The organism is Flavicella sp. IMCC45668, assembly GCF_057219105.1.
The window spans coordinates 272,813-296,655 of sequence record NZ_CM170114.1 but is presented as its reverse complement, the minus strand read 5'-3'; the positions used below and the strand labels follow the sequence as shown (position 1 = coordinate 296,655).

Here is a 23,843-nt window from a genome sequence, read left to right as displayed (position 1 = left end):
GTTAAAATTTATAGTTGATATTTATTGTGTAATTTCTTCCTGGCATAGGTCTAAGGTTTGTAAAATAATAAAGGTTGTTCCCTATGTTATTTATCTTACCCCCTAACACCAATTTTGTGTTTTCATTTTCAAGTAAACTTATATCTAACCCTAAGTTCATCACATGAACGGGATCAAGAGAATAAAAATCTAAAGCCAATCTATTGGTAAAAACCTTACTTTGATATAAATCTTGAAAATAAAGCTTGGCTATTCCATAACCATACTCTAAATTATAGTTCAACAAATGTTTTGGAGCATAGGGTAGCTGTCTTCCATTTCCAGAGTCATTTGCTTCGGTATAGGTGTAATTTCCTGAAAGATGGAAAGAATGATTGTCGATTACTTTTGTATACCCTAAAAAGATTTCGGCACCTTTATTTACTGCAGCATCTAAATTAACAGGGGTCCATAAGTTTGAATTTCCTGCTGGTTTCCAAATTATTTTATCTTTCAAATCAATATAAAAAAGAGTACTATTTAATTTCAAACCAAAATTTTCAAATTCAACACCAAATTCACCTTGTTTGGAATTTTCTGGAATTAAATTTTTGTTCCCCACTAAGGGCCAATACATTTCGTTGAAAGTTGGTACCCGATAATTAGCAGAGACATTAGCCTTTAACCAAAAGTACCTGGCTATCTTTTGCTCACCAGAAAGCGTTACTGAAAAAGGAACTTCAAAATCTGAATTATACTCCTTCCTTGCTCCTACTGAAAAAATCAAATCTGAAGTTGGGGTGTAACTAACAATTCCTCCCATAGAAAAAACATTTCTTTCTTCAGAAATTAAATCGGTGGTTTGTCCATTTATATGGTCCGCAAGCATCAAATATTTTACACTCCATAAATTTGAAATTCTATAATTCAAAGAATAATTCAAAGATAAAGTTTGAGACTTTCCAAAACTAAACTCTTCATTTTCTTTATCTTCATAATATCGATATTCCTGACTAATAAAACTTGTATTTATTTCCTGCGTAAAACTTCCAAACTTAAAATACCACTTCAATAAATTTCTTTGGTTGAAATCCTCATTTCTTTCACTTCCCGCTGAAGGATTAGGTAGCCCATCTGAGAACAACCTATCCCCATAATACCCCGTGGTATAGAAATATATTTTATTCTTATCAGAAATCTTATATCCTACTCCTAAATCAATCCCATAGTTTATATAATTCCCATTTTCATTTTTTAAAGAATTTCCATCTTCATCCTGATACCTCTCATCGATAAATGGATAATCATTATCCGAACTATTAAAAACTCCTGATAATTTAATTGCCCATCTTCCTGTTCCAATATTTGCCTTAAAAAAATTTGAACTTGTATTGAAACTTCCATAGGAAGCAAACAATTGATACGTATCATGAATTTTAAAATCCAAGTGATCTTTCAAATGAACTGTCCCTCCAATAGCACCAGAACCGTATTGAACACTTCCACCTCCACTTTTTACAATTATTTCATCCGCTGTATTTGCTGATAAGGAATTAAAATCGGTTTGTCCTGAACCAACGGAATTGATATTTATTCCATTCCATAACACTACTGTATTTGAGGCAGAAGTCCCTCTAAACCTAGCTGAGCTTGTACCTCCATTTCCATAATCTTTAAACGCTATGGGACTGTTATACCTAAGAAGTTCCGTAAAATTGGTCGGATTTCGTACTATTTCTTTTGCAGAAACTTCAATTGTTTTTTGCCCCAGCCTTTCAACTTTATGATGCTTTGAGGCTTTTATATCAACGGTGTTCAAATTCTGGATAGAGTCCAAAGAATTATTATCCAATTTTTTCTCTTGCGAAAAAATCGAATACATCCCCATCATTGCCAGTAAACTTAATACTCTACATAGATCCATAATAATTTCCTTTGTTCCCGAAAGAATTTATAATTACGAACTAGGCAGGTCTCCTGGCTTGCGTCTTGTTGTTACCTTCCCGTAAATTATTTTACAGTGGTATAAGCTTACAACAAGCATCATTTTCATGATTAAGCTTACAGTTGCGGGTACAGCTTTCGAATTGAACGAAATTCCCTTTTAATCTCATTTCATACCATCTGAAATGAAAACCAAATTCGCTGCAAAAATAGTTACAATGTTTGGATAAACAATTTAATTACACATAAATAATTAAAACAATGAATATCAACTAGATAATTTACAATCTATGCCTTTCAATAAAATAAAAACCATAAAAAGAAAGACTCTTTTACTTATATTCTTCTAAAAGTGAAGAGAAATTTGAAAACTTTGCACTCTGCTCTTGAGAGACTTCATAATATGATGGATGAATCATTTTTGCCAATACTTCAATTCCATTTACCAAGGTACTTGCAGAGGGTTGTGTAAACATATCAAAATCTGCAATATACACAGCATTATTTTTTACAGCTCTTAAAGAATTCCACTCAGGACGATTTGTTAAAAATGGCATATCATTCAAAGTTGTTTCTGTAGTATAACCACAAGGAGCAATTACCAATACCTCAGGATCATATTTTACAATTTTATCCCAATCAATTACAATACTATCTCCTGATGGATGTGATAATAAATCAACACCACCTGCACAACCTATTTGATGAGGAATCCAGTGACCACAGTTAAACAAAGGATCTATCCATTCCAAAAGCATCACCGACTTTTGCAACAACCTATTCTCGCGTTGCACATCAATTACTTTTGCTATCCGGTTCTCTAACTCGCAAACATGTTGAACACCATATTCTTTTTTTCCCATTGCAGATGCTATCGTTATCACTGAATCTAAAACATCTTGTAATGAACCAGGATTGATCGGTATCAACCTTGGTTGTTTCTCTAATTTTGCAACCGCCGCCGCTGTACATTTCGTATCAATCTGGCACACCTCGCATACATCTTGTGTAAAGATAATATCTGGTGCTATTTTCGCCAATTCCTTTTCATCAACATAATAAAGACTTTCTCCAGTTTTTTTACTATTCGAAAACAAGGTATTTATCTCATCACTTGTATAATTTTTTCCTTCCATAACACACCTTACAACTCGCGTTTTCTCTTGTAAGGCAGTTGCCGGACACTCAAACGTGATTCCATCTAAAGAATCTTGCAAACCCATGTCGTAAATCATTTGGGTAATAGCTGGTAAAAAAGAGGACACTTTCATTCTTAATAATCTTTATTTATTTCCATCGCAATATGCGGTATAGAATCTTCTAGATACTCTTCTCCGATGGCAACAAAACCATGAGATTCATAGAAATTCTTTAAATACAATTGTGCAGATATATGGATTTTAGTTTCTTTGAATTCATTATTAATACAATCAATAGAATATCGAACCAATTGATTTCCATAATCAAAATTTCTATTTTTTTTTGCTACTACCACCCTACCTATACTTGCTAAATCGTAGCAATCCTTACTTTTAAAAATTCTCGAATAGGCCACCAATTCATTTTTAATATAACCAAGGATATGGAGCGCTTTTTGATCTTTAAAATCGACATCTAAATAGGCAGAATCTTGTTCTACAACAAATACATCGGCTCTTAAGTTTAATACCTTATAGAGTTCTTGAATTGTAAAATCATCAAATTTTCTAATCTTAAATTGAATCATAAAAACGATAGTAGTTCGGTATGCGAAATTAACTTCTTTTAAAGATAATCATAACATTTTTAAAAATATTCTAAAAAATCTACCAATCTTTGCAGTTCAAACATAAGTAAAATGATCTATTATATAACCGGTGGAGAGCGTTCAGGGAAAAGTTCTTACGCTCAAGAATTAGCGGAAAAACTATCTCCAAGCCCTTATTATTTGGCCACTTCTAGAATTTGGGATACAGACTTTCAAAAAAGAGTGGATCGGCATGTTTCAGACAGAGATGAACGTTGGACTACTATTGAAGAGGAAAAACATTTAAGTAAAGCAATTCCAAACAATGCCGTTGTTGTAATCGACTGTGTAACCCTGTGGCTGACCAATTTTTTTGTAGACACCAAATACGACATTTCAAAATCTTTAGAATTAGCTAAACAAGAAATAGAAAGCCTAAAAAATATAGATGCTACTTTAATCATTATTTCAAACGAAATTGGAATGGGTATACATTCTGAACATGAATCTGGTAGAAAATTTACAGAATTGCAAGGTTGGACAAATCAGGCAATTGCCAAAATAGCCGACAAAGCAATCTTTATGGTTTCAGGACTTCCTTTACAATTAAAATAACACACATGAAATTTGATATAAAAAAAGTAGATCAATCTTTAGCAAAGGACATTCAACATAAAATTGATTTTAAAACAAAACCCATAGGATCTTTAGGTATTCTAGAATCAATAGGATCACAAATCAGCCTGATTCAAAACACCTTAACTCCAAAAATATCAAAACCTTCCATTGTCATATTCGCAGGTGACCATGGAGTTGTAAAAAACCATCCTGTAAGTCCATTCCCTCAAGAGGTAACTGCTCAAATGGTATTGAATTTCCTCTCTGGAGGCGCTGCTATAAATGTGTTTTCTGAAATAAACAAAGTTGATTTACATATAGTTGATGCAGGTGTTAATTTTGATTTTGAATCGAATCCCCTCCTTATTAATGCTAAAATCAACAAGGGAACTAAAGATTATACACAAGGACCAGCCATGACTCTTGAAGAATGTAAATCTTCAATTCTTAAAGGGGCTGAAATTATTACAAAAATATATTCCACAGGCTGTAACACCATTGGTTTTGGAGAAATGGGAATTGGAAATACATCTTCGGCTTCCTTATTAATGAGCGCGTACACCAATACACCAATTGAAGCCTGTACTGGTAAAGGAACTGGACATTCGGAAGCAGGTGTCAAGAATAAAATTGATATTCTAAAAAAAGCCAAAATAAAACATTCAGACAGCAAGGAATCTATGGATGTTCTGGCTGCCTTTGGCGGATATGAAATTTCAATGATGACTGGTGCATTTCTTCAAGCGGCAAAATTAAAAATGACTATCATTGTTGATGGGTTTATTACAACAAGTGCTTTACTAGCGGCGAGTGCTATCAATAAAAATGTATTGGATTATTGTATTTTCTCACATACATCTGGAGAAAAAGGACATGAAAAAATGTTAGCCTATTTAAATGCAAAACCTCTACTCAATTTCGGATTAAGGCTTGGAGAAGGAACTGGTGCCGCATTGGCTATTCCTACTCTAAACGCTGCAACAGCATTTATAAATAAAATGGCCTCTTTTGAAAGCGCAGGCGTTTCTGAAAAAAATTAAACTATGAAAAACCAAATACACATATTTTTAACCGCAGTGATGTTTTTCACGAGAATACCCTGCCCAAAATGGGTAGATCATTCTCCTGAAATATTGAACAAAAGTACTCGTTACTTCTCTTTAGTCGGAATTTTGGTTGGTCTTATAGCTGCTTCGTTCTACTATATAGGTACCTTATTATTCTCCAACCAAATTGCGATTATAATAAGTATGGTTGCATCAGTTTGGACCACCGGTGCTTTTCATGAAGATGGATTTGCCGATGTTTGTGACGGTTTTGGTGGAGGCTGGACCAAAGATAAAATCTTAATGATCATGAAAGATTCTCGTTTGGGGACTTATGGTACTGTGGGAATTCTATTTATTCTAGCCTTGAAATTTACGGCTCTTAATGAAATTCCTAATGAATTTGTCGCTCTTGCTATTATATCCGGTCATAGTATTAGCCGATTTACCGCTACTACCTTAATTTTTACGCATCCCTATGTGAGAGAAACCGAGGATAGCAAAAGTAAACCCGCAGCCGATAGAATGTCATTAAACTCCTTAATTACAAGTGCATTTTTCGGCCTACTTCCGCTCATCTTTTTTCAAAACCACTTGATATTTCTTGTACTTATACCATTAGGAATCACAAAATGGTGGCTCTCTAGATTTTTCAAAAAATGGATTGGGGGTCAAACTGGAGATTGCGCTGGAGCCTTACAACAATTAGCTGAAGTAGTTTATTATTTATCCCTTATTGCAATATGGAAATATATTTGGTAAGACATACCACACCCTTAATTAATAAAGGAATCTGTTATGGGCAGACTGATTTAAACCTATCTCCTACTTTTGAAGACGAAAGCAACATCATTTTAGAGAAAATAAAACTCAATAATGATGTTAAAATATTTTCAAGCCCATCCAAACGATGTACTCTTTTAGCTGAAAAATTTGCAAAAAAAATCACAATTGACAAACGACTTATGGAATTGAATTTTGGAGATTGGGAGATGAAAAAATGGGATGACATTCCTGATAAAGAAATGACTCCATGGATGAAAGACTTTGTTTCAGTAAAAGTACCTAATGGAGAATCATATACTAATTTATCAGAAAGAGTATTGGAAGTTTTCTCAGAAATACTTCATAAAAATCATCAACAAAATGTAATTGTATCCCACGGAGGTCCTATAAGAAGCCTCTTAGCACATCTTACAGAAACAGCACTAAAAGATTCGTTTAACATCAAAGTAATTTACGGCCAGGTAAGTAAAATTACAATTCATAAAACTACTAAGGTTCAAATATCTATATAATGTCATGAAAAACATATATTCATTTTTCTTATTTATCGGAATAATCACCTCCTGTTCTTCACCTCAAAAAAAAGAAACAGTTGCTGTTACCCAAAGCTTAAAATATGCCAAAGGCTTTTCCATTACCACAGAAAATGGTTTCAAAAAAATAACCATCAGTAATCCTTATAAAAACGCCGAAAAAAAATATGAATACCTACTCATCCCAAAAGGTGAGAAAATACCAAAACACACAACTGAAGTTCAAATCGTAAGAACTCCCGTAGAAAAAATTATCGTCACCTCTACTTCGCACATTCCGTTACTAGAATTATTAGAAAAAGAAAAAACACTGGTAGGTTTCCCAAATACAAATTTTATCTCCTCTCCAAAAACAAGAACCTTAGTAGATCACAACCAAGTGAAAGAAATTGGAAAAGAAGAGCATATAAACACAGAAATACTTCTAGACCTATCTCCTGAACTAGTGATGAGTTTTGCTGTAGACAAACCCAATAAATCATTCACAACCATTCAAAAAATGGGCATTCCCATTCTTTTAAATGGAGATTGGCTAGAGGAAACCCCACTTGGAAGAGCGGAATGGATTCATGTTTTTGGAGCTATTTTTAATGAAACTCAAAAAGCAGATAGTATTTTTAACCATATTGAGCAAGAATACCTGAAAGCTAAGAAAATTGCGACACAGGAGGTAAAAACTAAGCCTACCGTTCTCTCGGGATCAATTTTTCAAGATGTTTGGTACTTGCCTGCTGGAGAAAGTTTTATTGCCACCTACTTTAAAGATGCACAAACCAATTATTTATGGAAAGACAGTAAAGGAACAGGGAGTCTATCTTTAAATTTTGAGAATGTTTTTGAGAAAGGACAACATGCAGATCTATGGATTGGTTGCAGCATGAATAACACTAAACAAGAATTGTTAAATTCTAATGCGCACTATGCCCAGTTTGATGCTTACCAAAAAAATAACGTCTATACATTTGCAAAATACAAAGGAGCTACCGGAGGGATGTTTTATTTCGAATTAGGTCCTATTAGACCCGACCTACTTCTTAAGGACATCATTAAAATAGCACACCCAGAATTATTACCTGAATACAAAACAGTATTCTTCTCAAAATTAAGCGAGTAGAAAATTATTATTTAACAAAAATTCAACACATAAGCATCCTAGGTTGACTTGTAGATCAATGCAGAATAGCTATATTTGCATCACTTAAAAAAACATATAAAAATGAACAACGGATTATACGCTAAATTCAACACAAGCAAAGGTGCTATTTTGGTGAATTTAACACACGACAAAACTCCTGGTACAGTTGGTAACTTTGTAGCTTTGGCTGAAGGGAATTTAGAAAACAATGCAAAACCACAAGGAAAGCCATATTATGATGGATTAAAATTCCATAGAGTTATTGCTGATTTTATGATTCAAGGAGGATGTCCTCAAGGAACTGGAACTGGTAGCCCTGGATATAGTTTTGATGATGAATTTCACCCTGAATTAAAGCACGATAAACCTGGTGTTTTATCTATGGCTAATTCTGGTCCTGCTTCAAATGGAAGTCAATTTTTTATTACTCACGTTGCAACGCCATGGCTAGACAACAAACATACAGTTTTCGGTTTTGTTGTAGAAGGTCAAGATATAGTTGATACCATTGCTCAGGATGATGTTATTGAATCTTTAGAAATTGTCCGTGTAGGAGAAGAAGCTGAAAACTTCAATGCAATCGAAGCTTTTAGAACTTTTGAAGGATCTAGAGAGGCTAGAATCGCTGAAGCAAATGCTAAACAAAAAGCAATTTTGGATGAAGTTTCTGCAGGATACGAAGAAACTGCTTCTGGATTACGCTACAAAATATTAGAAAACGGTAATGGAAAACAAGCAACTAAAGGAGCTGGTGTTTCTGTTCATTATAAAGGTCAATTATTAGACGGAACCGTATTTGATTCATCTTACAAACGTAAACAACCAATCGACTTCAATGTTGGAGTGGGTCAGGTTATTAAAGGATGGGATGAAGGAATTCAGTTATTAAAAGTTGGAGACAAAGCTCGTTTGGTTATCCCTTCTGAATTAGCTTATGGTTCTGCTGGAGCGGGAGGAGTAATTCCTGCCGATGCAATACTTATTTTTGATGTTGAATTGGTTGCTGTAAAGTAATTATCTTCTTCAAATAATAAAAAAAGACCTGTTTTAAACAGGTCTTTTTTGTTTCTAAAAACAATTTAAAAAAAAGTTTTAACGCATGTTTCTCGTATACAAATAGTTATAAAAAAACATTAAAAAAAGGTAAATTTATTGTGCTATTTCCCTTGCCAAAACGAAGAAACGTACTATATTTGCAGAGCAATACCAAACGCGAAAGTAGCTCAGTTGGTAGAGCGTCAGCCTTCCAAGCTGAATGTCGCCGGTTCGAACCCGGTCTTTCGCTCAAAACTCCATCTTTTTAAGATGGAGTTTTTTTTATCCCAGTTTTTAATATTTGTTACGTACATTTAAACAAAAAAAAACAAAAATGAAAGTACTGCAGAAATTATGGATTGCACTCAATATTATCAGAACATATCGAAAAGGCTTTTTATTTCTTAGCAATCCTATTTACATATCAGGAAGGAAAAACGTTAAACTAGAAAAGAACAAGAACGGAAATCGAACCGAAACGATAAATGCTATTTTAAAAACCTTCAATAGAAAGACTGCGTATTTAGAAATTGGAACAAGAAACCCTTCTCATAACTTTAATCTTGTCGAAGCAGACCAAAAATACAGTGTAGATCCTGGTGTAGAATTCAAGAAAAACCCAGTAGATTTTAAAATGACGAGTGACACTTTTTTTAAAAAACTAAAAAAAGGTGAAGTACTTCATAAAAACCAATTATTTGATGTTATATTTATTGACGGTCTACATCTTGCCGAACAAGTAAACAGAGATATCAATAACGCCTTTAATCATCTCAGCAAAGATGGTTTTATCGTTATGCACGACTGTAACCCTCCAACAGAGTGGCATGCGAGAGAAACATACAATTATAGGTACAGCCCAGCGGGTGGAATTTGGAATGGAACTTCATGGAAGGCGTTTTACGCATGGAGATGTAAAGCAGATATTTTTTCACTTTGTGTAGATACCGACTGGGGTATTGGTGTATTATCAAAGAACAAATACATCGGAAACAACACCACCCTAACCAATCCATATTATGAATTTTCCAAAATGTATAAAAACAGAATCGAAGACTTAAATTTGATGAGTTTCAATGATTTTAAAACATTGATAAAAAAAAAGCAGCCCCCTCAATAAAAAATTAAAAGAAAGAACAATCCTTACAAATAAATAAAAAAGCCAGATGGTCTATAGAATAAAAACTTTCTTACCATCTGACTTTTAAATTTTAGTATTTCTTTTATCAACTACATCATACTAATGCAATACAACATTTTTATACGAAGCACCATTTAAAGACTCTTTCCAAGTAGTTCCTTTAGGTCTAATATTAATACGTATTTCATGATTACTACCTGATACAGGCGCTTTCTTAAACTTAATTGAAATAACACCTTTATTGGTTCCTTTTTCAACCTGCATTACTTTACCTCCAATCCACTTACCATCTTCTCTCAACTCAATAGCAACCTCTCTTCCACTTTTAGCAGTATACTCTATTTCAAAATCCATCTTAATTGCTGCTGTAAAGCCTTTATCAATATTTAATACTTGAATCGACTCTTCCTTTAAACTATCTACAGCGTACGTTTCCGAGCTCCATGACACCAGTCCAACTGCCAATACCAATAGCGCAACAAGTCCTCTTAATTTTAATCCAATTGTTTTCATAATTCTAATCTATTTTATGGTTATTAATTCTACTGCAAGTTTATTCACAACGCAACCAAAAAAGGATAAGAAAACATTTTGGAAGGGCAACAAATGGCTTATTTTTCAATTTATAGACAGAAAATACAAAAAATATAGACAAAAAAAAAGTCTGCAATAAATTGCAGACTTTTCTGTGACCGGGCTGGGGCTCGAACCCAGGACCCTCTCCTTAAAAGGGAGATGCTCTACCAACTGAGCTACCAGGTCATTGCTAAAAGCAAAAGAAATATAGTGGTGAGAGTAGGATTCGAACCTACGAAGCTTGCGCAGCAGATTTACAGTCTGCCCTCGTTGGCCACTTGAGTATCTCACCAATATTTCAATAAAAAGGAAAATTTAGTTTACCTAAATTAGTGACCGGGCTGGGGCTCGAACCCAGGACCCTCTCCTTAAAAGGGAGATGCTCTACCAACTGAGCTACCAGGTCATTATTTCCTTTGTTTTAGCGGGTGCAAATATAGAACGTTATTCCAATATAACAAAGCTTTTTTTTAATTAATTTCATCTAAATATGCTTGTCTTACTTTCTTGAATAAATTGGAACTGTAAACAAAATCCACAACAGATTCATTATCAGTTTTAAAGACATCCTTACTCGTCCCTTCCCACTCTTTCAAACCATTTTTTAAAAAAATAATTTTTTCTCCAATTTCCATCACCGAGTTCATATCATGGGTATTTATAACCGTTGTTATTTGAAATTCGGCTGTTATTTCTTGAATCAAATTATCAATAACAATAGCCGTTTTTGGATCAAGTCCAGAATTTGGTTCATCACAAAACAAATATTTGGGATTCATCACAATCGCTCTTGCAATTGCTACACGTTTTTGCATCCCTCCAGAAAGTTCCGCTGGGAATTTTTTATTTGCATTTGTTAAGTTCACCCTTTTTAGAACCGTATTGACACGATCCATCATTTCAGACATCGATTTATCTGTAAACATTTTCATCGGAAACATCACATTCTCTTCAACCGTTAACGAGTCAAACAATGCGCTTCCTTGAAAAACCATTCCTATATCTTGTCTTAATTGTCTTCTACCGTCTTCATCCAAATCTTTACTGATCTTTCCGTCAAATGCGATAGTACCCACCTCTGGAACATGTAAACCCAATAAACTTTTTAAAAACACGGTTTTTCCAGAACCACTCTGACCAATGATCAAACTAGTCTTTCCACGTTCAAAGGTTGCGTCTACCCCTTTTAAAATAGTTGTATCACCAAAACTCTTTTGTATCCCCTTAACTTCTATCATCTATCCTAAAAGTGTTTGTGTTAAAAAATAATTCATTAAAATAATAACTACACTGGTCCAAACCACTGCTTGTGTACTTGCACGACCTACCTCTAAAGCACCTCCTTTTACATAAAAACCATGATAAGAAGGTATCGTAGCTATAAGAAATGCAAAAACTACAGACTTAATCAAAGCATATTGAACTAAAAATGGATCAAAATCTAATTGAATTCCACCTATATAATCTGCTGAATGAAACAACCCTGTTAAAGAACCTGCAACCCATCCTCCAAAAATTCCAAGAAACATTCCTACAATTACAATTAAAGGATAAAAAAACACAGTCGCCAATACTTTAGGCATCACAAGGTAGTTCAACGAATTTATTCCCATCACCTCCAAAGCATCAATTTGTTCAGTTACTCGCATTGTACCAATACTAGAGGTAATAAACGACCCAACTTTCCCCGCCAAAATAACAGAAGCAAAAGTCGGAGCGAATTCTAGTATCATTGATCTTTTTGTAGCAAATCCGATAAGGTATTTTGGAATCAGTGGACTATCAACATTCAAAGCTGTCTGAATAGCAACAACTCCTCCAACGAAGAAAGAAATAAAAGAAACGATTCCTATAGACTTCAAACCCAAATCTTCAATTTCTCTAAATAAAGCCTCTCGGAAAACATTCCACTTCTGCGGCTTTTTAAAAACCTCTTTAAGCATAATAAAATACTTACCGATATGTTCTATATAATTCATGTATTAATTTTTTGCTAAAGTATTAAATAATCAGAAACTATATTACATTAAAATTAGGAATAGAATCACATATTCTACCGTTTTTTATAACAATAATTGACTAATTTTATACCAAACAATATTCCTATGCAAAACGCAATTCTTTTCTGTACAGCAATCTTATTTTCTTTAACCTCAACGTTTGCTCAAAACAAAAACAAACCTAAGTTAATGGTTGGAATTGTAGTAGACCAAATGCGCTATGATTATTTATATCGGTTTGAAAACAAATATGGTAATGGTGGTTTTAAAAGATTAATGAACAAAGGATTCCGTGCGGAAAACACCCATTATAACTATGTACCTACTTATACTGCGGTAGGCCATGCTTCAATTTACACCGGAACTACCCCACAAAACCATGGTATTATTGGAAACGATTGGTATGATAAGTTTCTTAAAAAAAGTATTTATTGTGTGGATGATGCTGCATACTCTTCAGTTGGTACAAGCACCAAAGCTGGACAAAAGTCTCCTTATAGGATGCATACAACAACTGTTACGGATCAACTGAAACTTGCCCAGAATTTAAAAAACAAGACCATCAGCATCGCCATCAAAGATAGATCATCTATATTACCAGCAGGGCACACAGCAGATGGTGTCTATTGGTTTGAAGGAGGCAAAAACTCACATTGGATTACCAGTAGTTTTTACACGAAAGAACTGCCAAAATGGGTACAGGAATACAATAATGGAAATTCTATAAATCAATATCTAGAAAAAGATTGGAACACTTATTACCCAATAGAAACTTATACCGAAAGTATGGAGGATGACAATCCTTTTGAATGGAAATTTAAAGGAGAAGAAAAACCTGTTTTCCCACATAAGCTTCCCCTCTTAAAAGAAAAAAATGGAGGTTCTAATATTTTAAAATCTACTCCTTTTGGAAATTCTTTGACGACAGACTTTGCGCTAGCTGCAATCAAAAATGAAAATTTGGGACAAACTGATGGTACCACTGATTTTTTAACCATTAGCTATTCAAGTACAGATTATGTTGGTCATAAATATGGGGTGGATTCCAAGGAGATTGAGGATACCTATATTCGAATGGATTTGGAAATAGAACGATTCTTAATTTACTTAGATAAAACCGTCGGTAAAAACAATTACACCTTATTTTTAACCGCTGATCACGCCGTGGCACAAACTCCAAATTATTTAAAAACGCTTAGAATCCCCGGTGGACATTTTGAATACTCTAAATTAAAAACAAGAATTAAAGAATTATCCTTAGAAAATTATGGTTCAGATAAAATTGTGGAGACTATCTCTAATTACCAATTATTTTTCAATTATAATGAATTAAAGAAATTAAAACTTTCTTCTGTAGAAGTTCAAAACTTTTTTGCTCAAGAATTAATAAATTTCAATCAAGTATACAAAACGATTACAGCACATACGCTTCAAACTAGTGAATTTAGAAAAGGTATTTACAGTTTAGTACAACAAGGGTACAATCAAAAATTATCTGGTGATGTTATTTTGGTCCCGAATCCTTCTGTGCTGCTAGGACATGATGCCTTTGGAACTACTCATGGAAGTGGTTATAGCTATGATACCCATGTTCCATTATTGTTTTTTGGTAAAGGGATACAAAAAGGTTCTTCAAGCAACTATTATCCAATTATTGACATCGCACCAACGCTATGCAATCTTTTAGAAATTGAATTTCCAAACGGTGTTACAGGTAAAGTAATTAGTGAAGCTATAAAAAACTAAAATGCTGCATCAGCATCCCAAGCTTCTAGGTAATCCTTAATAAATTTAATAAACAACCCTCCCAATGCACCATTTATAACTCTATGGTCATAAGAGTGTGATAAAAACATTTTCTGACGAATTGCTATAACATCCCCTTCCGGTGTTTCAAGTACTGCAGGAACCTTGCGAATGGCACCAATAGCTAATATTGCAGCTTCTGGTTGATTTATGATTGGAGTACCAAATAAACTTCCGAAACCTCCAACATTTGTTACCGTATAAGTACCACCTTGAATCTCATCTGGTTTTAGCTTGTTGTTTTTAGCTCTTGCAGCCAAGTCATTTACAACTTTTGCCATACCAATTAAATTCAATTCATCTGCTTTATGAATTACAGGAACAATTAGGTTACCATCACCTAATGCGGCAGCTAGTCCAAGATTGATATCTTTTCTAATTGCAACTTTTTTATCACCATCAAATGACAAGTTCACCAACGGATATTCTTTAATAGCAGCTGCTACCGCCATCATAAACACAGGAGTATAAGTCAATTTTTCTCCCTCTCTTTTTAGAAAAGCATCTTTGTTATTTGACCTCCATGTTACCAAATTAGTAACATCAACCTCTATAAAAGATTGTACATGAGCTGACTTTTGAACAGAATGAATCATATGATCAGAGATCATCTTTCCCATTCTACTTAATTCTATCAATTCATCTTCTCCATTTAAAGATAATGGAACTACGGCTTGGGCTTTAGATACTGAGGCAGTGGGCTCTGTTTTTTTCTCTACAACACGTGTTTCTAAGTATTCTAAAATATCAGATTTTGTAACCCTACCTTCTAATCCTGAACCAGGAATTTTATCTAACTCTTCTTGACCAATACCTTCTTCACTTGCAATATTTCTTACCAATGGAGAATAAAATCTATCAGAGGTAACCACTTTGGTAACTGCTGTTTTAGATATTACGGCTTTTTCTATATCTTTTTCAACTTGCTGGGCAGCTTCGGAAACAGAACTATCAACTTTTTCAATGACAATGTCATTCACAGAACTCTCAAGCTCTCCCTCTACTTCAATAATCGCTAAAGTCTCCCCAACTTTTACTACTGAATCTTTCTCATGTAAAATTTGAACTAACGTACCAGAAACTTCACAAGGAACATCAGAATCCACCTTATCTGTTGCAATTTCCACAACAGACTCATCAGCTTCAATAACATCTCCTACTTCTTTCAACCAACCTGTAACTGTTGCCTCAGCAACACTTTCACCCATTTTCGGTAGTTTCAATTCAAATTTAGCCATAGTAACAATTTATTGGGAACTTAACATCCCTCGTATTCAATAGTTGAACCGCCAAATTAGTGGCTAAGTTCATTATTTTAATGCTTCGCAAATTTAGTAAAAATATAGACAACAATCTTAAGGAATCAATCTAGATAAAAGTTCAGTAATAACTAAAGAATTTCAAAGAAATCAATCTTACTGAAAGCTGAAATATTAATTCATGATAACCGCAAAGATATTCAATGAATTAGCTATCAGTAACCAAAGAAAATAAGGAACTACCAACAGGCTGTAATATTTCATTTTTTTTAAATATGTAAACAGAAAAAAACCAACAATTACCGTTAGAGAAATTAAAATAATCCCTGCCACTAGCATCTGATGTTGATTGAAAAACACCCAATTCCATGAAATATTTAACAACCATTGAATAAAAAAAAGTTTTGAGATCTTTATTACTTGTTCTTTTTGCATCAAAATCGCCATATAAAAAGAAAAGCAAACCATAATAGTTGACCATGCAGCACCAAAAACCCAACCAGGCGGTGTCCATGGAGCTTTATGTAATTTCAAATACCAATCACTCGTTGGGCCAGAATTCATAAGCCAAGCACCTATCCCTAAAGCGGCAAAATTTAAGGTAAAAAATAAAAGTACTCTAAGAAACTGTTTCATTAAGATTTATATTTTGGTCCATAATTTATCACTATTCAAGAGAAAACTCCCTAGATAATCAAAATTACATTCTTTTGGAGAGAGAATTGAAAGAAAGTTTTCTCCATTTTTATTTATGTACAGATGATATGTTTGTCCTACAATCGGCTCAAAACTAAATTTTGCGTTGTACAACATTTGATTGTCCGTAAAATTTTGTTTAAACTCTTCTAACTTTGCAGTCAATTCTTCAAATTTTGTTTTGAACTGAGCATTTACCGTTTGTAAATTGGTTTGTTTCCAAGAAATGGTGTTTGGTATTGATATTACAGGAGCGCTTAGGTTTGTTCCATACTCCTTATAAGATGCATCATAAACACCTTTATCTTCATTAAACACTACATTATCTGGCTTCTTTTCTATCATATTTGATGCGCCTCAATTTGCTCAAGAACCGCTTGGGCTTCCACTATTTTTTTATCACTTTCTGTTCTGTTGATCTTCGATAACTCAAAAGATTCCCGAAGTAACTTTTCATACGAATCTTGCAATATTTCTAACTTTGATTTTTTCTTAAACAATCCAAACATCTTTTAAACTTTTAAATTTGTAATTCCACAATCCATTTCTATAACCTGACCAGAAAAAGACTTGGCTTTATCAGAAATTAAAAAACTAGCCATTTCTGCTACTTCGGAGGCTTCTAAATATCTTTTCAAAGGATGTCGTTCAGCACTTAACTCTTTTGATTTATCGTTCCTTAAAATTTTTTCTGCCAATCTAGTATTCGTTAACGTTGGAGCAATCCCATTAACTCTAACCGTAGGTGCATACTCTGCTGCTAAAGATTTTACCAAGCCCTCCACAGCCCCCTTAGCCGAGGCGATACTTGTATGAAATGGCATCCCTATTTTTACCGCAACCGTACTAAACATCACTACCGAAGGTGACACTCCTTTCTTTAAAACGGGCAAGTATTTCTGAAGTACTTTTATTGCTCCCATCACGTTTATCTGATAGTCTGCATAAAAATCTTCTTCTTTCAGCCTAGAAAAAGGCTTTAAATTTATACTTCCCGGACAGTAAACAAGAGCATCTAAATTCTCTAATTCTGGCAATTCATCTGAAAGAACATCTAAATGATACTCTTTTAAATTCTCATGCTCTATACCCACAGAATTACGTTGGATGCTAATTATTTTTGAGTGCTCAATTTCGGACTCTATAAGAGCTCTACCGATACCACTACTTCCTCCAATTATTCCTATTGTTTTCATAATAAATAGATTAACTTTATAAAACATAACATTATACAAAACTACATTTTTTTGTTTAATAAACAATATTATTTATTAAACATTATGTATCTTTGATAAACAGAAACGAATATCATGGCAACACAAAAAAAAATCACATCACAAGAAATCATTTCAAAATATATGGATGTTACCCTTACAGAAGGGAATAAACCACACTCCATATATAAATTTACGAAGGAATTAGAAATTGAAGAATCAGAGTTCTACAATTTCTTTAGTTCTTTCGAACAAATAGAAAAGAAAATCTACTCGCTTTTTCTTGAGAATTCTATTTCATTGCTTGAAAAAAACGAAGAATTTCATCAATATGACCCAAAGAACAAATTACTGAGTCTCTATTTTACACTTTTTGAAAACTTTACTGCAAATCGCTCTTACCTTTTAATGGATTTACAAGGCGAATCATCGAAATTGAAATCATTAAAAAAGCTAACTGATCTAAAGCAAGATTTTACAAGGTTTGTAAACAGTATAGGTATTGACAAAATAGACCTAAAACAAGAAAAGCTGCAGAAAATACAGAACAAAGGTTTTGAAGAAGCATTTTGGATGCAATTTTTATTAATCTTAAAATTCTGGATGAATGACACTTCTCAATCTTTTGAAAAGACAGATGTTTTTATTGAGAAAAGTGTTCATGCATCTTTTGACATGATCAACACACAACCCATCAAAAGTTTTATTGACTTAGGTAAATTCATCCTAAAAGAAAAAATGGATTTTAAACTTTAAAATATCCAGTATGAAAACAATAGACAACATACCCACTTCCAAAATACAAAGAGCTACTAAGTTAGTAACTACAGGTGCCAAAGTTGGAGTTAACTATATGAAATACTATGGTGATAAAATATTAAGTACCGAAGAAGAAGCTAAAGAAAAATTAAACAAAGCAAATGCTGAAGATATTTATGATGGTCTAAAAACCATGAAAGGGAGCGCCCTAAAGGTAGCTCAGATGTTAAGCATGGAAAAGAATATTTTACCAAGAGCTTATGTTGAAAAGTTTTCCTTAGCCCAATTTTCTGTCCCTCCATTATCACCTCCACTAGTTATCAAATCATTCAAAAATTATTTTGGCAAGCACCCATCTGATTTATTTGACTCTTTCAATTTAAACTCTGTAAATGCCGCCAGTATTGGTCAGGTGCACAAAGCCGAAAAAGATGGAGAAAAATTGGCTGTAAAAATCCAATATCCGGGAGTAGCAGAAAGCATCTCAACCGATCTTGCTTTGGTGAAACCGATCGCCATGAAAATGTTCAATATCAAAGGAGAAAATTCAGATAGATACTTCAAAGAAGTTGAAGATAAACTTACCGAAGAAACCAACTATAATTTAGAGTTTGCACAAAGTGAGGAAATTGCCAATGCTTGTGCACACATCCCTAATTTAAAATTTCCAAACTACTATAAAGAATATTCATCTGAGCGAATCTTAACGATGAGCTGGATGGACGGTATTCATTTATCAGAGTACACCAATGAGCCGATGGATTCTGAGGTCTCAAAAAAACTAGGACAAGCTTTGTGGGATTTTTATATGTTTCAAATCCATAAATTGAAAAAAGTTCATGCAGACCCTCATCCAGGAAATTTTTTGGTTAACAAACAAGGCGAATTGATTGTGATTGATTTTGGCTGTATGAAATCCATTCCTGATGAATTTTATGTTCCATATTTTGAACTTGCGAAAAAAGAAAATATTGACAATCCTGAAATTTTTGAGAAAACCTTATTTGAATTAGAAATCTTAAGAGAAGATGATACGGACAGGGAAAAAGCTTTTTTCAAAGAATTATTTCATGAAATGCTCAGTTTGTTCACGCAACCATTTCAGGTAGATACTTTTGATTTTTCTGATGGAATTTTCTTTAATAAAATAGCCGAGTTAGGAGCTAAATATGCAAAATCTACAGAACTCAAAGACATGAACGGAAACAGGGGTTCAAAACATTTCATTTACATCAACAGAACTTTTTTCGGACTCTATAATTTGATGCACGATTTAAAAGCCAAAGACATCAATATAAAAACATATTACACCATAGGATGATTGAATTTTCAAAAAATAAAATTGACGAATTACCACATTTAGAAAAAATAAACTTAATAAACTCAGCAACCGGTTATAAATCAGCAAATTTAATAGGAACTATATCGAATGATGGTATCACCAATTTAGCAATCTTTAGCTCCGTTACTCATTACGGTTCTGCACCTGCTATATTTGGTTTTGTGTTGAGACCCACAACCGTTGCTAGAAATACATATACCAACATAAAAAACACAGGTTATTTTACAATAAACCCAGTTCATGCTTCTATTATAGAAGATGCTCATCATACGTCCGCTAAATATCCAGAAGGGATTAGTGAGTTTGATAAAACCAACTTAGAAGAAGAATATAAAGACGACTTCCTAGCTCCTTTTGTAAAAGATGCCCCAATACAAATCGGATTAAAACTCATTGAAGAACATCCTATAAAAGCAAATGGTACAATTCTAGTTTTGGGAGAAATTGTGAAATTATATGTAAAAGAATCCTTGATAGAAAATGATTTATTTATTAATTTAAGCAAAGCTAACATTGCAACCATTAACGGTCTTGATGGATACACGATACCTTCTAATCCAAAAAGACAAGCTTACCAAAGACCTAAATAAACTATGAAAATTCTTATAACTGGTACAACTGGATACATTGCAAAAAGACTCATCCCATTACTCTTAGATCAAAAACATGAGCTTGTTTGTTGTATCAGAGACCTTATGAGAATCCCTGAAAATTTCAAAAACAACGATCTCATCACCTTTATTGAGGTAGATTTTTTAAAATTTGACAAAAACCTAAAATTCCCCACAGACATTGATGCTGCCTATTATTTAATACACTCCATGTCAACCTCTTCAACTGATTTCAGTTCACTAGAAGAAACCTGTGCGAAAAATTTTAAAAAATATGTCTCCGAATCAAATTTACAACAAGTAATTTATCTAAGCGGTATCACCAACGATGAAGAACTATCAGACCACCTGATGTCTAGAAAAAATGTTGAGCTAAATTTGGCCTCTCCTAAATACGCCCTTACCACTTTAAAAGCAGGAATCATTGTAGGAAGTGGTAGTGCATCTTTTGAAATCATAAGAGATTTAGTCGAAAAACTTCCCATAATGATTGCTCCCAAATGGCTACAAACCAAAACACAACCAATTGGAATATCAGACGTTATTTTATTTCTAAACCGGGTATTACTTAAAAAAGAATTATTCAACCAATCTTTTGATATTTATGGTCCTGAAATTCTTACCTATAAAAAAATGCTGTTAGAATTTGCTGATGTAAGAAAATTAAAAAGAACTATCATTACAGTACCTGTAATGACCCCTAAACTATCATCTTACTGGCTGTACTTTGTAACCTCAACATCCTACTCTTTAGCATCTTCTCTTGTAGATAGTATGAAGGTAGAAATTATCGCTAAGAAAAATAACCTTGCAAGTATTTTAGACATTCAACCAATTTCTTATAAAACAGCTGTTGAAAGAGCCTTTGACACTATAGAGCAAAACATTCTAATTTCTAGTTGGAAAGATGCAATGGTTAATGGAACCAATGAAGACAAACTTTCTAAACATATTAACATTCCTCACTTCGGATGTTTTAGAGATATAAGACATAAAACAGTTAAAAACAGAGAAAAATCTTTAGATAAAATTTGGGCTATTGGCGGAGATACCGGTTGGTATATTGCCGATTTTTTATGGCGCGTAAGAGGATATATGGATAAACTAGTTGGCGGCATTGGGCTTAGAAGAGGAAGAACCCACCCTACCAAGTTGCAAACCGGAGATGCATTAGATTTTTGGAGAGTGATATATGCGAATAAAAAAGAAGGTAGATTATTGCTATACGCAGAAATGAAACTTCCTGGAGAGGCATGGCTCGAATTTAAAATGATTAAAGATCAGCTTTACCAACGTGCTGTTTTTAGACCTAAGGGAATAATGGGGCGTCTTTATTGGTACGCTGTGCTTCCATTTCATGGAGTTATATTTCAAGGAATGTTAAAAAAAATTGTGGAATAAAAGGAATTCATGTTTAATTGTTTTAATTTTGACTGCTAAAACTAACTATTTTGAAAAATATTTTTATCGCATTTATTACGATTCTATCTGTTTCTATTTCTTCTTGTGACAGAGCAACGGTTACACCGGGGGAGTATCCTATTATCGGAAAATGGAAATACACTTCTGATGGAGGAAGTATATCTATCACTAGGACTTTTAAAGCAGATCAATCCTATATATACCAAGGTATAAACAACACGAGTCCTGATTTAAATGTTACGCTAACAGGAACCTACGAATCTGACGGTACGAACTTATCATTCACTTATTCAAATGGTTCTACCGACACAGGCAAATACACCTCTACCGATTTGGAGCTTATTTTAACTATGGCCAATGAAAATGGGCCTACGGTTTATATAAAACAATAAGTTTTTACAAAAAAATAAAAAAAGGATGTTATTTTATAACATCCTTTTTTTTATCTCTATATTCAAAAATTTATAAACTAATCAGAGGCACTGCTTGCTCTAAAAGAACCTTATACTTATAACCATAACCTAAATCAATATCTGTAGCAATAACTCCTTCTAAGGTTACGATATCCCCTACTTCAAAAACCTCTTTTGAAGTAATAATCAAATCAAAATCGTCACCATACTTGGTTCCATCCTCTAAATGAATCCAATTTTTATTCATAATCATTGGATTGAATTTGGTTACTTTTCCTTTCACTACAATTTTCTTTCCATTGTACTTTTTATAGTCCTTATTTAATTCCGCTACTGTAGTTACTGCTTCTATCTTCTCTATAACAATAGCTTCTCCCTTAGGTAATTTTGATTTTTTCATTATTGGTTGATCATTATCATCTCCATTAGGATCCTTATGAATTCTTTGTAAAAACAAAATAGAATTAAACGTTCTATTCAACTCTTTGCTTTTAAACTTAAACATTTCTAATCCATCATTAAAGTAATAGGTTTCCCCTACTTTACCATCAAAAGAAGGAGCTGCTAACCAAACTTCTTTTCCATTTTCATCTGAACGCACATAGGTATAACCACTAACCTGAATAACCTCTTTCGCTACAACTTCATGAGCAAAGCCACTTTCTTTATTTATCTTTTTACCACCTTCCTTACAAGCAATAAAAACTAAACCAACCAACAAAAGACTTATAATTTTCTTTATCATAATTTTTAATTTTTCTGTATCATTACATAAATATACAACACACCATCTCTTCTACCTAAAAATGAATCTGAAGTTGTATTCATTCGTTTGAGAAAAAAAAGGATACTAAATTAGTATCCTCATTTTTTTATATCCATTCTTTCGGCTGCTCCAATATTGAAACTAAATATGCCTCATCACTACCCTCTATAGGCTTATGATTGTAATGCCATTGTACCTTTGGAGGTAAACTCATTAAAATAGATTCTATCCTACCATTTGTTTTCAAGCCGAATAAAGTTCCTTTATCATGAACTAAATTAAATTCTACATAACGTCCCCTTCTAACCTCTTGCCAGTCACGTTGTGACTCTGTATATTTTAATTCTTTTCGCTTTTCAACAATTGGAACGTAACTTTCTAAAAAGCTATTTCCTACCTCAGTCACAAAGTCATAACGATCTTGTAAACTAAATTCATCAGTCTTTTTCAAATAATCAAAAAATAACCCACCTATTCCTCTTGCTTCATTTCTGTGTGCATTCCAAAAATATTCATCACAACGTTTTTTATACATCGGATAAAATTCTTTATGATGCTTATCACATGCTTTTTTGCATACAGAATGAAAATGAACCGCATCCTCATCAAATAAATAATAAGGTGTTAAATCTTGTCCACCTCCAAACCATTGCGTTACTATCTCACCTGTATCATCATACATTTCAAAATAACGCCAATTTGCATGCACTGTTGGTACCATAGGATTTTTTGGATGTAATACCAAAGACAGGCCACAGGCAAAAAAGTTCCCTTCTTTGACACCAAAATTGTCACGCAACGCTTGTGGCAACTCCCCTTCAACCGCAGAAATATTTACACCTCCCTTTTCAAAAATAGCTCCGTTTTCAATTACACGAGTTCTACCTCCACCTCCTTCTGGTCGTTTCCATAAATCTTCTACAAATTTTGCTTTTCCATCAACCGCTTCTAACTTAGAAGTTATGGTATCTTGAAGATCTTGTATGTACTGATAAAATTGTTCTTTCATATTTATTTGGATTCTGGACATAAGACT

General features: G+C 33.5%; 26 protein-coding genes, 4 tRNA genes and 1 riboswitch. Of the genes, 14 read left to right on the top strand and 16 right to left on the bottom strand.

Annotation, left to right across the window (positions count from 1 at the left end):
- Position 1: 1 nt before the first annotated feature.
- The 3 genes from AC2DZ0_RS01435 to AC2DZ0_RS01425 form a co-directional block, all read right to left on the bottom strand.
- The gene (locus AC2DZ0_RS01435; RefSeq protein WP_484643215.1) at positions 2-1,903 is read right to left on the bottom strand and encodes a TonB-dependent receptor plug domain-containing protein; all 1,902 of its coding nucleotides are present in this window, start codon (positions 1,901-1,903) and stop codon (positions 2-4) included.
- A gap of 26 nt (positions 1,904-1,929) precedes the next feature.
- A riboswitch (cobalamin riboswitch) is annotated at positions 1,930-2,135 on the bottom strand.
- 120 nt (positions 2,136-2,255) lie between these two features.
- The gene (locus tag AC2DZ0_RS01430; protein ID WP_484643214.1) at positions 2,256-3,194 is read right to left on the bottom strand and encodes an ABC transporter substrate-binding protein; all 939 of its coding nucleotides are present in this window, start codon (positions 3,192-3,194) and stop codon (positions 2,256-2,258) included.
- A 2-nt stretch (positions 3,195-3,196) separates the two neighbouring features.
- A complete protein-coding gene (locus AC2DZ0_RS01425; protein WP_484643212.1) occupies positions 3,197-3,649 on the bottom strand; it encodes a GNAT family N-acetyltransferase in 453 nt (150 codons plus the stop codon).
- 111 nt (positions 3,650-3,760) lie between these two features.
- Between AC2DZ0_RS01425 and AC2DZ0_RS01420 the strand changes: the two genes are divergently transcribed.
- From AC2DZ0_RS01420 to AC2DZ0_RS01385, 8 genes are all read left to right on the top strand, one after another.
- Entirely contained in the window at positions 3,761-4,264 is a 504-nt protein-coding gene (locus tag AC2DZ0_RS01420) for a bifunctional adenosylcobinamide kinase/adenosylcobinamide-phosphate guanylyltransferase (protein WP_484643211.1), read from the top strand.
- A gap of 5 nt (positions 4,265-4,269) precedes the next feature.
- A complete protein-coding gene (gene cobT / locus AC2DZ0_RS01415; protein ID WP_484643210.1) occupies positions 4,270-5,307 on the top strand; it encodes a nicotinate-nucleotide--dimethylbenzimidazole phosphoribosyltransferase in 1,038 nt (345 codons plus the stop codon).
- A gap of 3 nt (positions 5,308-5,310) precedes the next feature.
- The gene (locus tag AC2DZ0_RS01410; RefSeq protein WP_484491245.1) at positions 5,311-6,075 is read left to right on the top strand and encodes an adenosylcobinamide-GDP ribazoletransferase; all 765 of its coding nucleotides are present in this window, start codon (positions 5,311-5,313) and stop codon (positions 6,073-6,075) included.
- Positions 6,057-6,611: an alpha-ribazole phosphatase gene (gene cobC, locus AC2DZ0_RS01405; protein ID WP_484643209.1), complete on the top strand. Its 555-nt coding sequence runs from the start codon at positions 6,057-6,059 to the stop codon at positions 6,609-6,611. The genes AC2DZ0_RS01410 and cobC overlap by 19 nt, the downstream gene beginning before the upstream one ends.
- 4 nt (positions 6,612-6,615) lie before the next feature.
- On the top strand, positions 6,616-7,746 hold the full coding sequence (locus tag AC2DZ0_RS01400; protein WP_484643207.1) for an ABC transporter substrate-binding protein: 1,131 nt from the start codon (positions 6,616-6,618) through the stop codon (positions 7,744-7,746).
- A 102-nt stretch (positions 7,747-7,848) separates the two neighbouring features.
- Positions 7,849-8,781, top strand: coding sequence for a peptidylprolyl isomerase (locus tag AC2DZ0_RS01395; protein ID WP_484491242.1), 933 nt, complete (start codon positions 7,849-7,851; stop codon positions 8,779-8,781).
- Between the two features lie 198 nt (positions 8,782-8,979).
- Positions 8,980-9,052: transfer RNA gene (locus AC2DZ0_RS01390), tRNA-Gly, on the top strand.
- An 84-nt stretch (positions 9,053-9,136) separates the two neighbouring features.
- Positions 9,137-9,922: a class I SAM-dependent methyltransferase gene (locus AC2DZ0_RS01385; RefSeq protein ID WP_484643206.1), complete on the top strand. Its 786-nt coding sequence runs from the start codon at positions 9,137-9,139 to the stop codon at positions 9,920-9,922.
- Between the two features lie 120 nt (positions 9,923-10,042).
- On the opposite strand, the gene AC2DZ0_RS01380 is transcribed toward AC2DZ0_RS01385, so the two are convergent.
- The 6 genes from AC2DZ0_RS01380 to AC2DZ0_RS01355 form a co-directional block, all read right to left on the bottom strand.
- Entirely contained in the window at positions 10,043-10,456 is a 414-nt protein-coding gene (locus AC2DZ0_RS01380) for a hypothetical protein (protein ID WP_484643205.1), read from the bottom strand.
- A gap of 176 nt (positions 10,457-10,632) precedes the next feature.
- Positions 10,633-10,705: transfer RNA gene (locus AC2DZ0_RS01375), tRNA-Lys, on the bottom strand.
- A gap of 25 nt (positions 10,706-10,730) precedes the next feature.
- Positions 10,731-10,811 (bottom strand) — tRNA-Tyr (locus AC2DZ0_RS01370).
- Between the two features lie 41 nt (positions 10,812-10,852).
- Positions 10,853-10,925: transfer RNA gene (locus AC2DZ0_RS01365), tRNA-Lys, on the bottom strand.
- Between the two features lie 64 nt (positions 10,926-10,989).
- Positions 10,990-11,757 (bottom strand): ABC transporter ATP-binding protein, encoded by a 768-nt coding sequence (locus tag AC2DZ0_RS01360; protein WP_484491239.1) that lies wholly within the window; start codon positions 11,755-11,757, stop codon positions 10,990-10,992.
- Positions 11,758-12,498, bottom strand: coding sequence for an MlaE family ABC transporter permease (locus AC2DZ0_RS01355; RefSeq protein ID WP_484491238.1), 741 nt, complete (start codon positions 12,496-12,498; stop codon positions 11,758-11,760). It abuts the gene before it with no gap.
- A gap of 126 nt (positions 12,499-12,624) precedes the next feature.
- Here AC2DZ0_RS01355 and pafA point away from each other — a divergent pair, with 126 nt between their 5' ends.
- Positions 12,625-14,265 (top strand): alkaline phosphatase PafA, encoded by a 1,641-nt coding sequence (pafA, locus tag AC2DZ0_RS01350; RefSeq protein WP_484643203.1) that lies wholly within the window; start codon positions 12,625-12,627, stop codon positions 14,263-14,265.
- On the opposite strand, the gene AC2DZ0_RS01345 is transcribed toward pafA, so the two are convergent.
- From AC2DZ0_RS01345 to AC2DZ0_RS01325, 5 genes are all read right to left on the bottom strand, one after another.
- Complete coding sequence (locus tag AC2DZ0_RS01345; RefSeq protein ID WP_484643202.1) at positions 14,262-15,563, bottom strand: dihydrolipoamide acetyltransferase family protein; 1,302 nt, start codon at positions 15,561-15,563, stop codon at positions 14,262-14,264. The genes pafA and AC2DZ0_RS01345 overlap by 4 nt on opposite strands.
- Positions 15,564-15,758: 195 nt before the next feature.
- Positions 15,759-16,220 carry a TspO/MBR family protein gene (locus AC2DZ0_RS01340; RefSeq protein ID WP_484643201.1) on the bottom strand — a complete coding sequence of 154 codons (462 nt, stop codon included), beginning with the start codon at positions 16,218-16,220 and terminating at the stop codon, positions 15,759-15,761.
- Between the two features lie 6 nt (positions 16,221-16,226).
- Entirely contained in the window at positions 16,227-16,625 is a 399-nt protein-coding gene (locus AC2DZ0_RS01335) for a DUF2452 domain-containing protein (protein ID WP_484643199.1), read from the bottom strand.
- Positions 16,622-16,789 (bottom strand): Lacal_2735 family protein, encoded by a 168-nt coding sequence (locus AC2DZ0_RS01330; RefSeq protein ID WP_484491233.1) that lies wholly within the window; start codon positions 16,787-16,789, stop codon positions 16,622-16,624. Before AC2DZ0_RS01330 ends, AC2DZ0_RS01335 begins: the two co-directional genes overlap by 4 nt.
- Positions 16,790-16,792: 3 nt before the next feature.
- A complete protein-coding gene (locus AC2DZ0_RS01325; protein WP_484643198.1) occupies positions 16,793-17,476 on the bottom strand; it encodes an SDR family NAD(P)-dependent oxidoreductase in 684 nt (227 codons plus the stop codon).
- A gap of 114 nt (positions 17,477-17,590) precedes the next feature.
- On the opposite strand from AC2DZ0_RS01325, the gene AC2DZ0_RS01320 reads away from it, so the two are divergent.
- Genes AC2DZ0_RS01320 through AC2DZ0_RS01300 form a run of 5 tightly spaced genes read left to right on the top strand, consistent with a single transcriptional unit; the run spans position 17,591 to position 22,020 of the window.
- The gene (locus AC2DZ0_RS01320) at positions 17,591-18,250 is read left to right on the top strand and encodes a TetR family transcriptional regulator C-terminal domain-containing protein (protein WP_484643196.1); all 660 of its coding nucleotides are present in this window, start codon (positions 17,591-17,593) and stop codon (positions 18,248-18,250) included.
- A 10-nt stretch (positions 18,251-18,260) separates the two neighbouring features.
- The gene (locus AC2DZ0_RS01315; protein ID WP_484643194.1) at positions 18,261-19,574 is read left to right on the top strand and encodes an ABC1 kinase family protein; all 1,314 of its coding nucleotides are present in this window, start codon (positions 18,261-18,263) and stop codon (positions 19,572-19,574) included.
- Positions 19,571-20,185, top strand: a complete 615-nt coding sequence (locus tag AC2DZ0_RS01310) for a flavin reductase family protein (RefSeq protein ID WP_484643193.1) — start codon at positions 19,571-19,573, stop codon at positions 20,183-20,185. Before AC2DZ0_RS01315 ends, AC2DZ0_RS01310 begins: the two co-directional genes overlap by 4 nt.
- Before the next feature lie 3 nt (positions 20,186-20,188).
- Positions 20,189-21,607 (top strand): SDR family oxidoreductase, encoded by a 1,419-nt coding sequence (locus tag AC2DZ0_RS01305; protein WP_484643191.1) that lies wholly within the window; start codon positions 20,189-20,191, stop codon positions 21,605-21,607.
- A gap of 50 nt (positions 21,608-21,657) precedes the next feature.
- Positions 21,658-22,020, top strand: coding sequence for a hypothetical protein (locus AC2DZ0_RS01300; protein WP_484643189.1), 363 nt, complete (start codon positions 21,658-21,660; stop codon positions 22,018-22,020).
- A 70-nt stretch (positions 22,021-22,090) separates the two neighbouring features.
- Here AC2DZ0_RS01300 and AC2DZ0_RS01295 read toward each other — a convergent pair whose 3' ends face one another.
- Together AC2DZ0_RS01295 and hemF are read right to left on the bottom strand one after the other, a co-directional pair.
- Positions 22,091-22,786 (bottom strand): hypothetical protein, encoded by a 696-nt coding sequence (locus AC2DZ0_RS01295; protein WP_484643188.1) that lies wholly within the window; start codon positions 22,784-22,786, stop codon positions 22,091-22,093.
- A 127-nt stretch (positions 22,787-22,913) separates the two neighbouring features.
- Entirely contained in the window at positions 22,914-23,816 is a 903-nt protein-coding gene (gene hemF / locus AC2DZ0_RS01290) for an oxygen-dependent coproporphyrinogen oxidase (protein ID WP_484643187.1), read from the bottom strand.
- Positions 23,817-23,843: the final 27 nt, after the last annotated feature.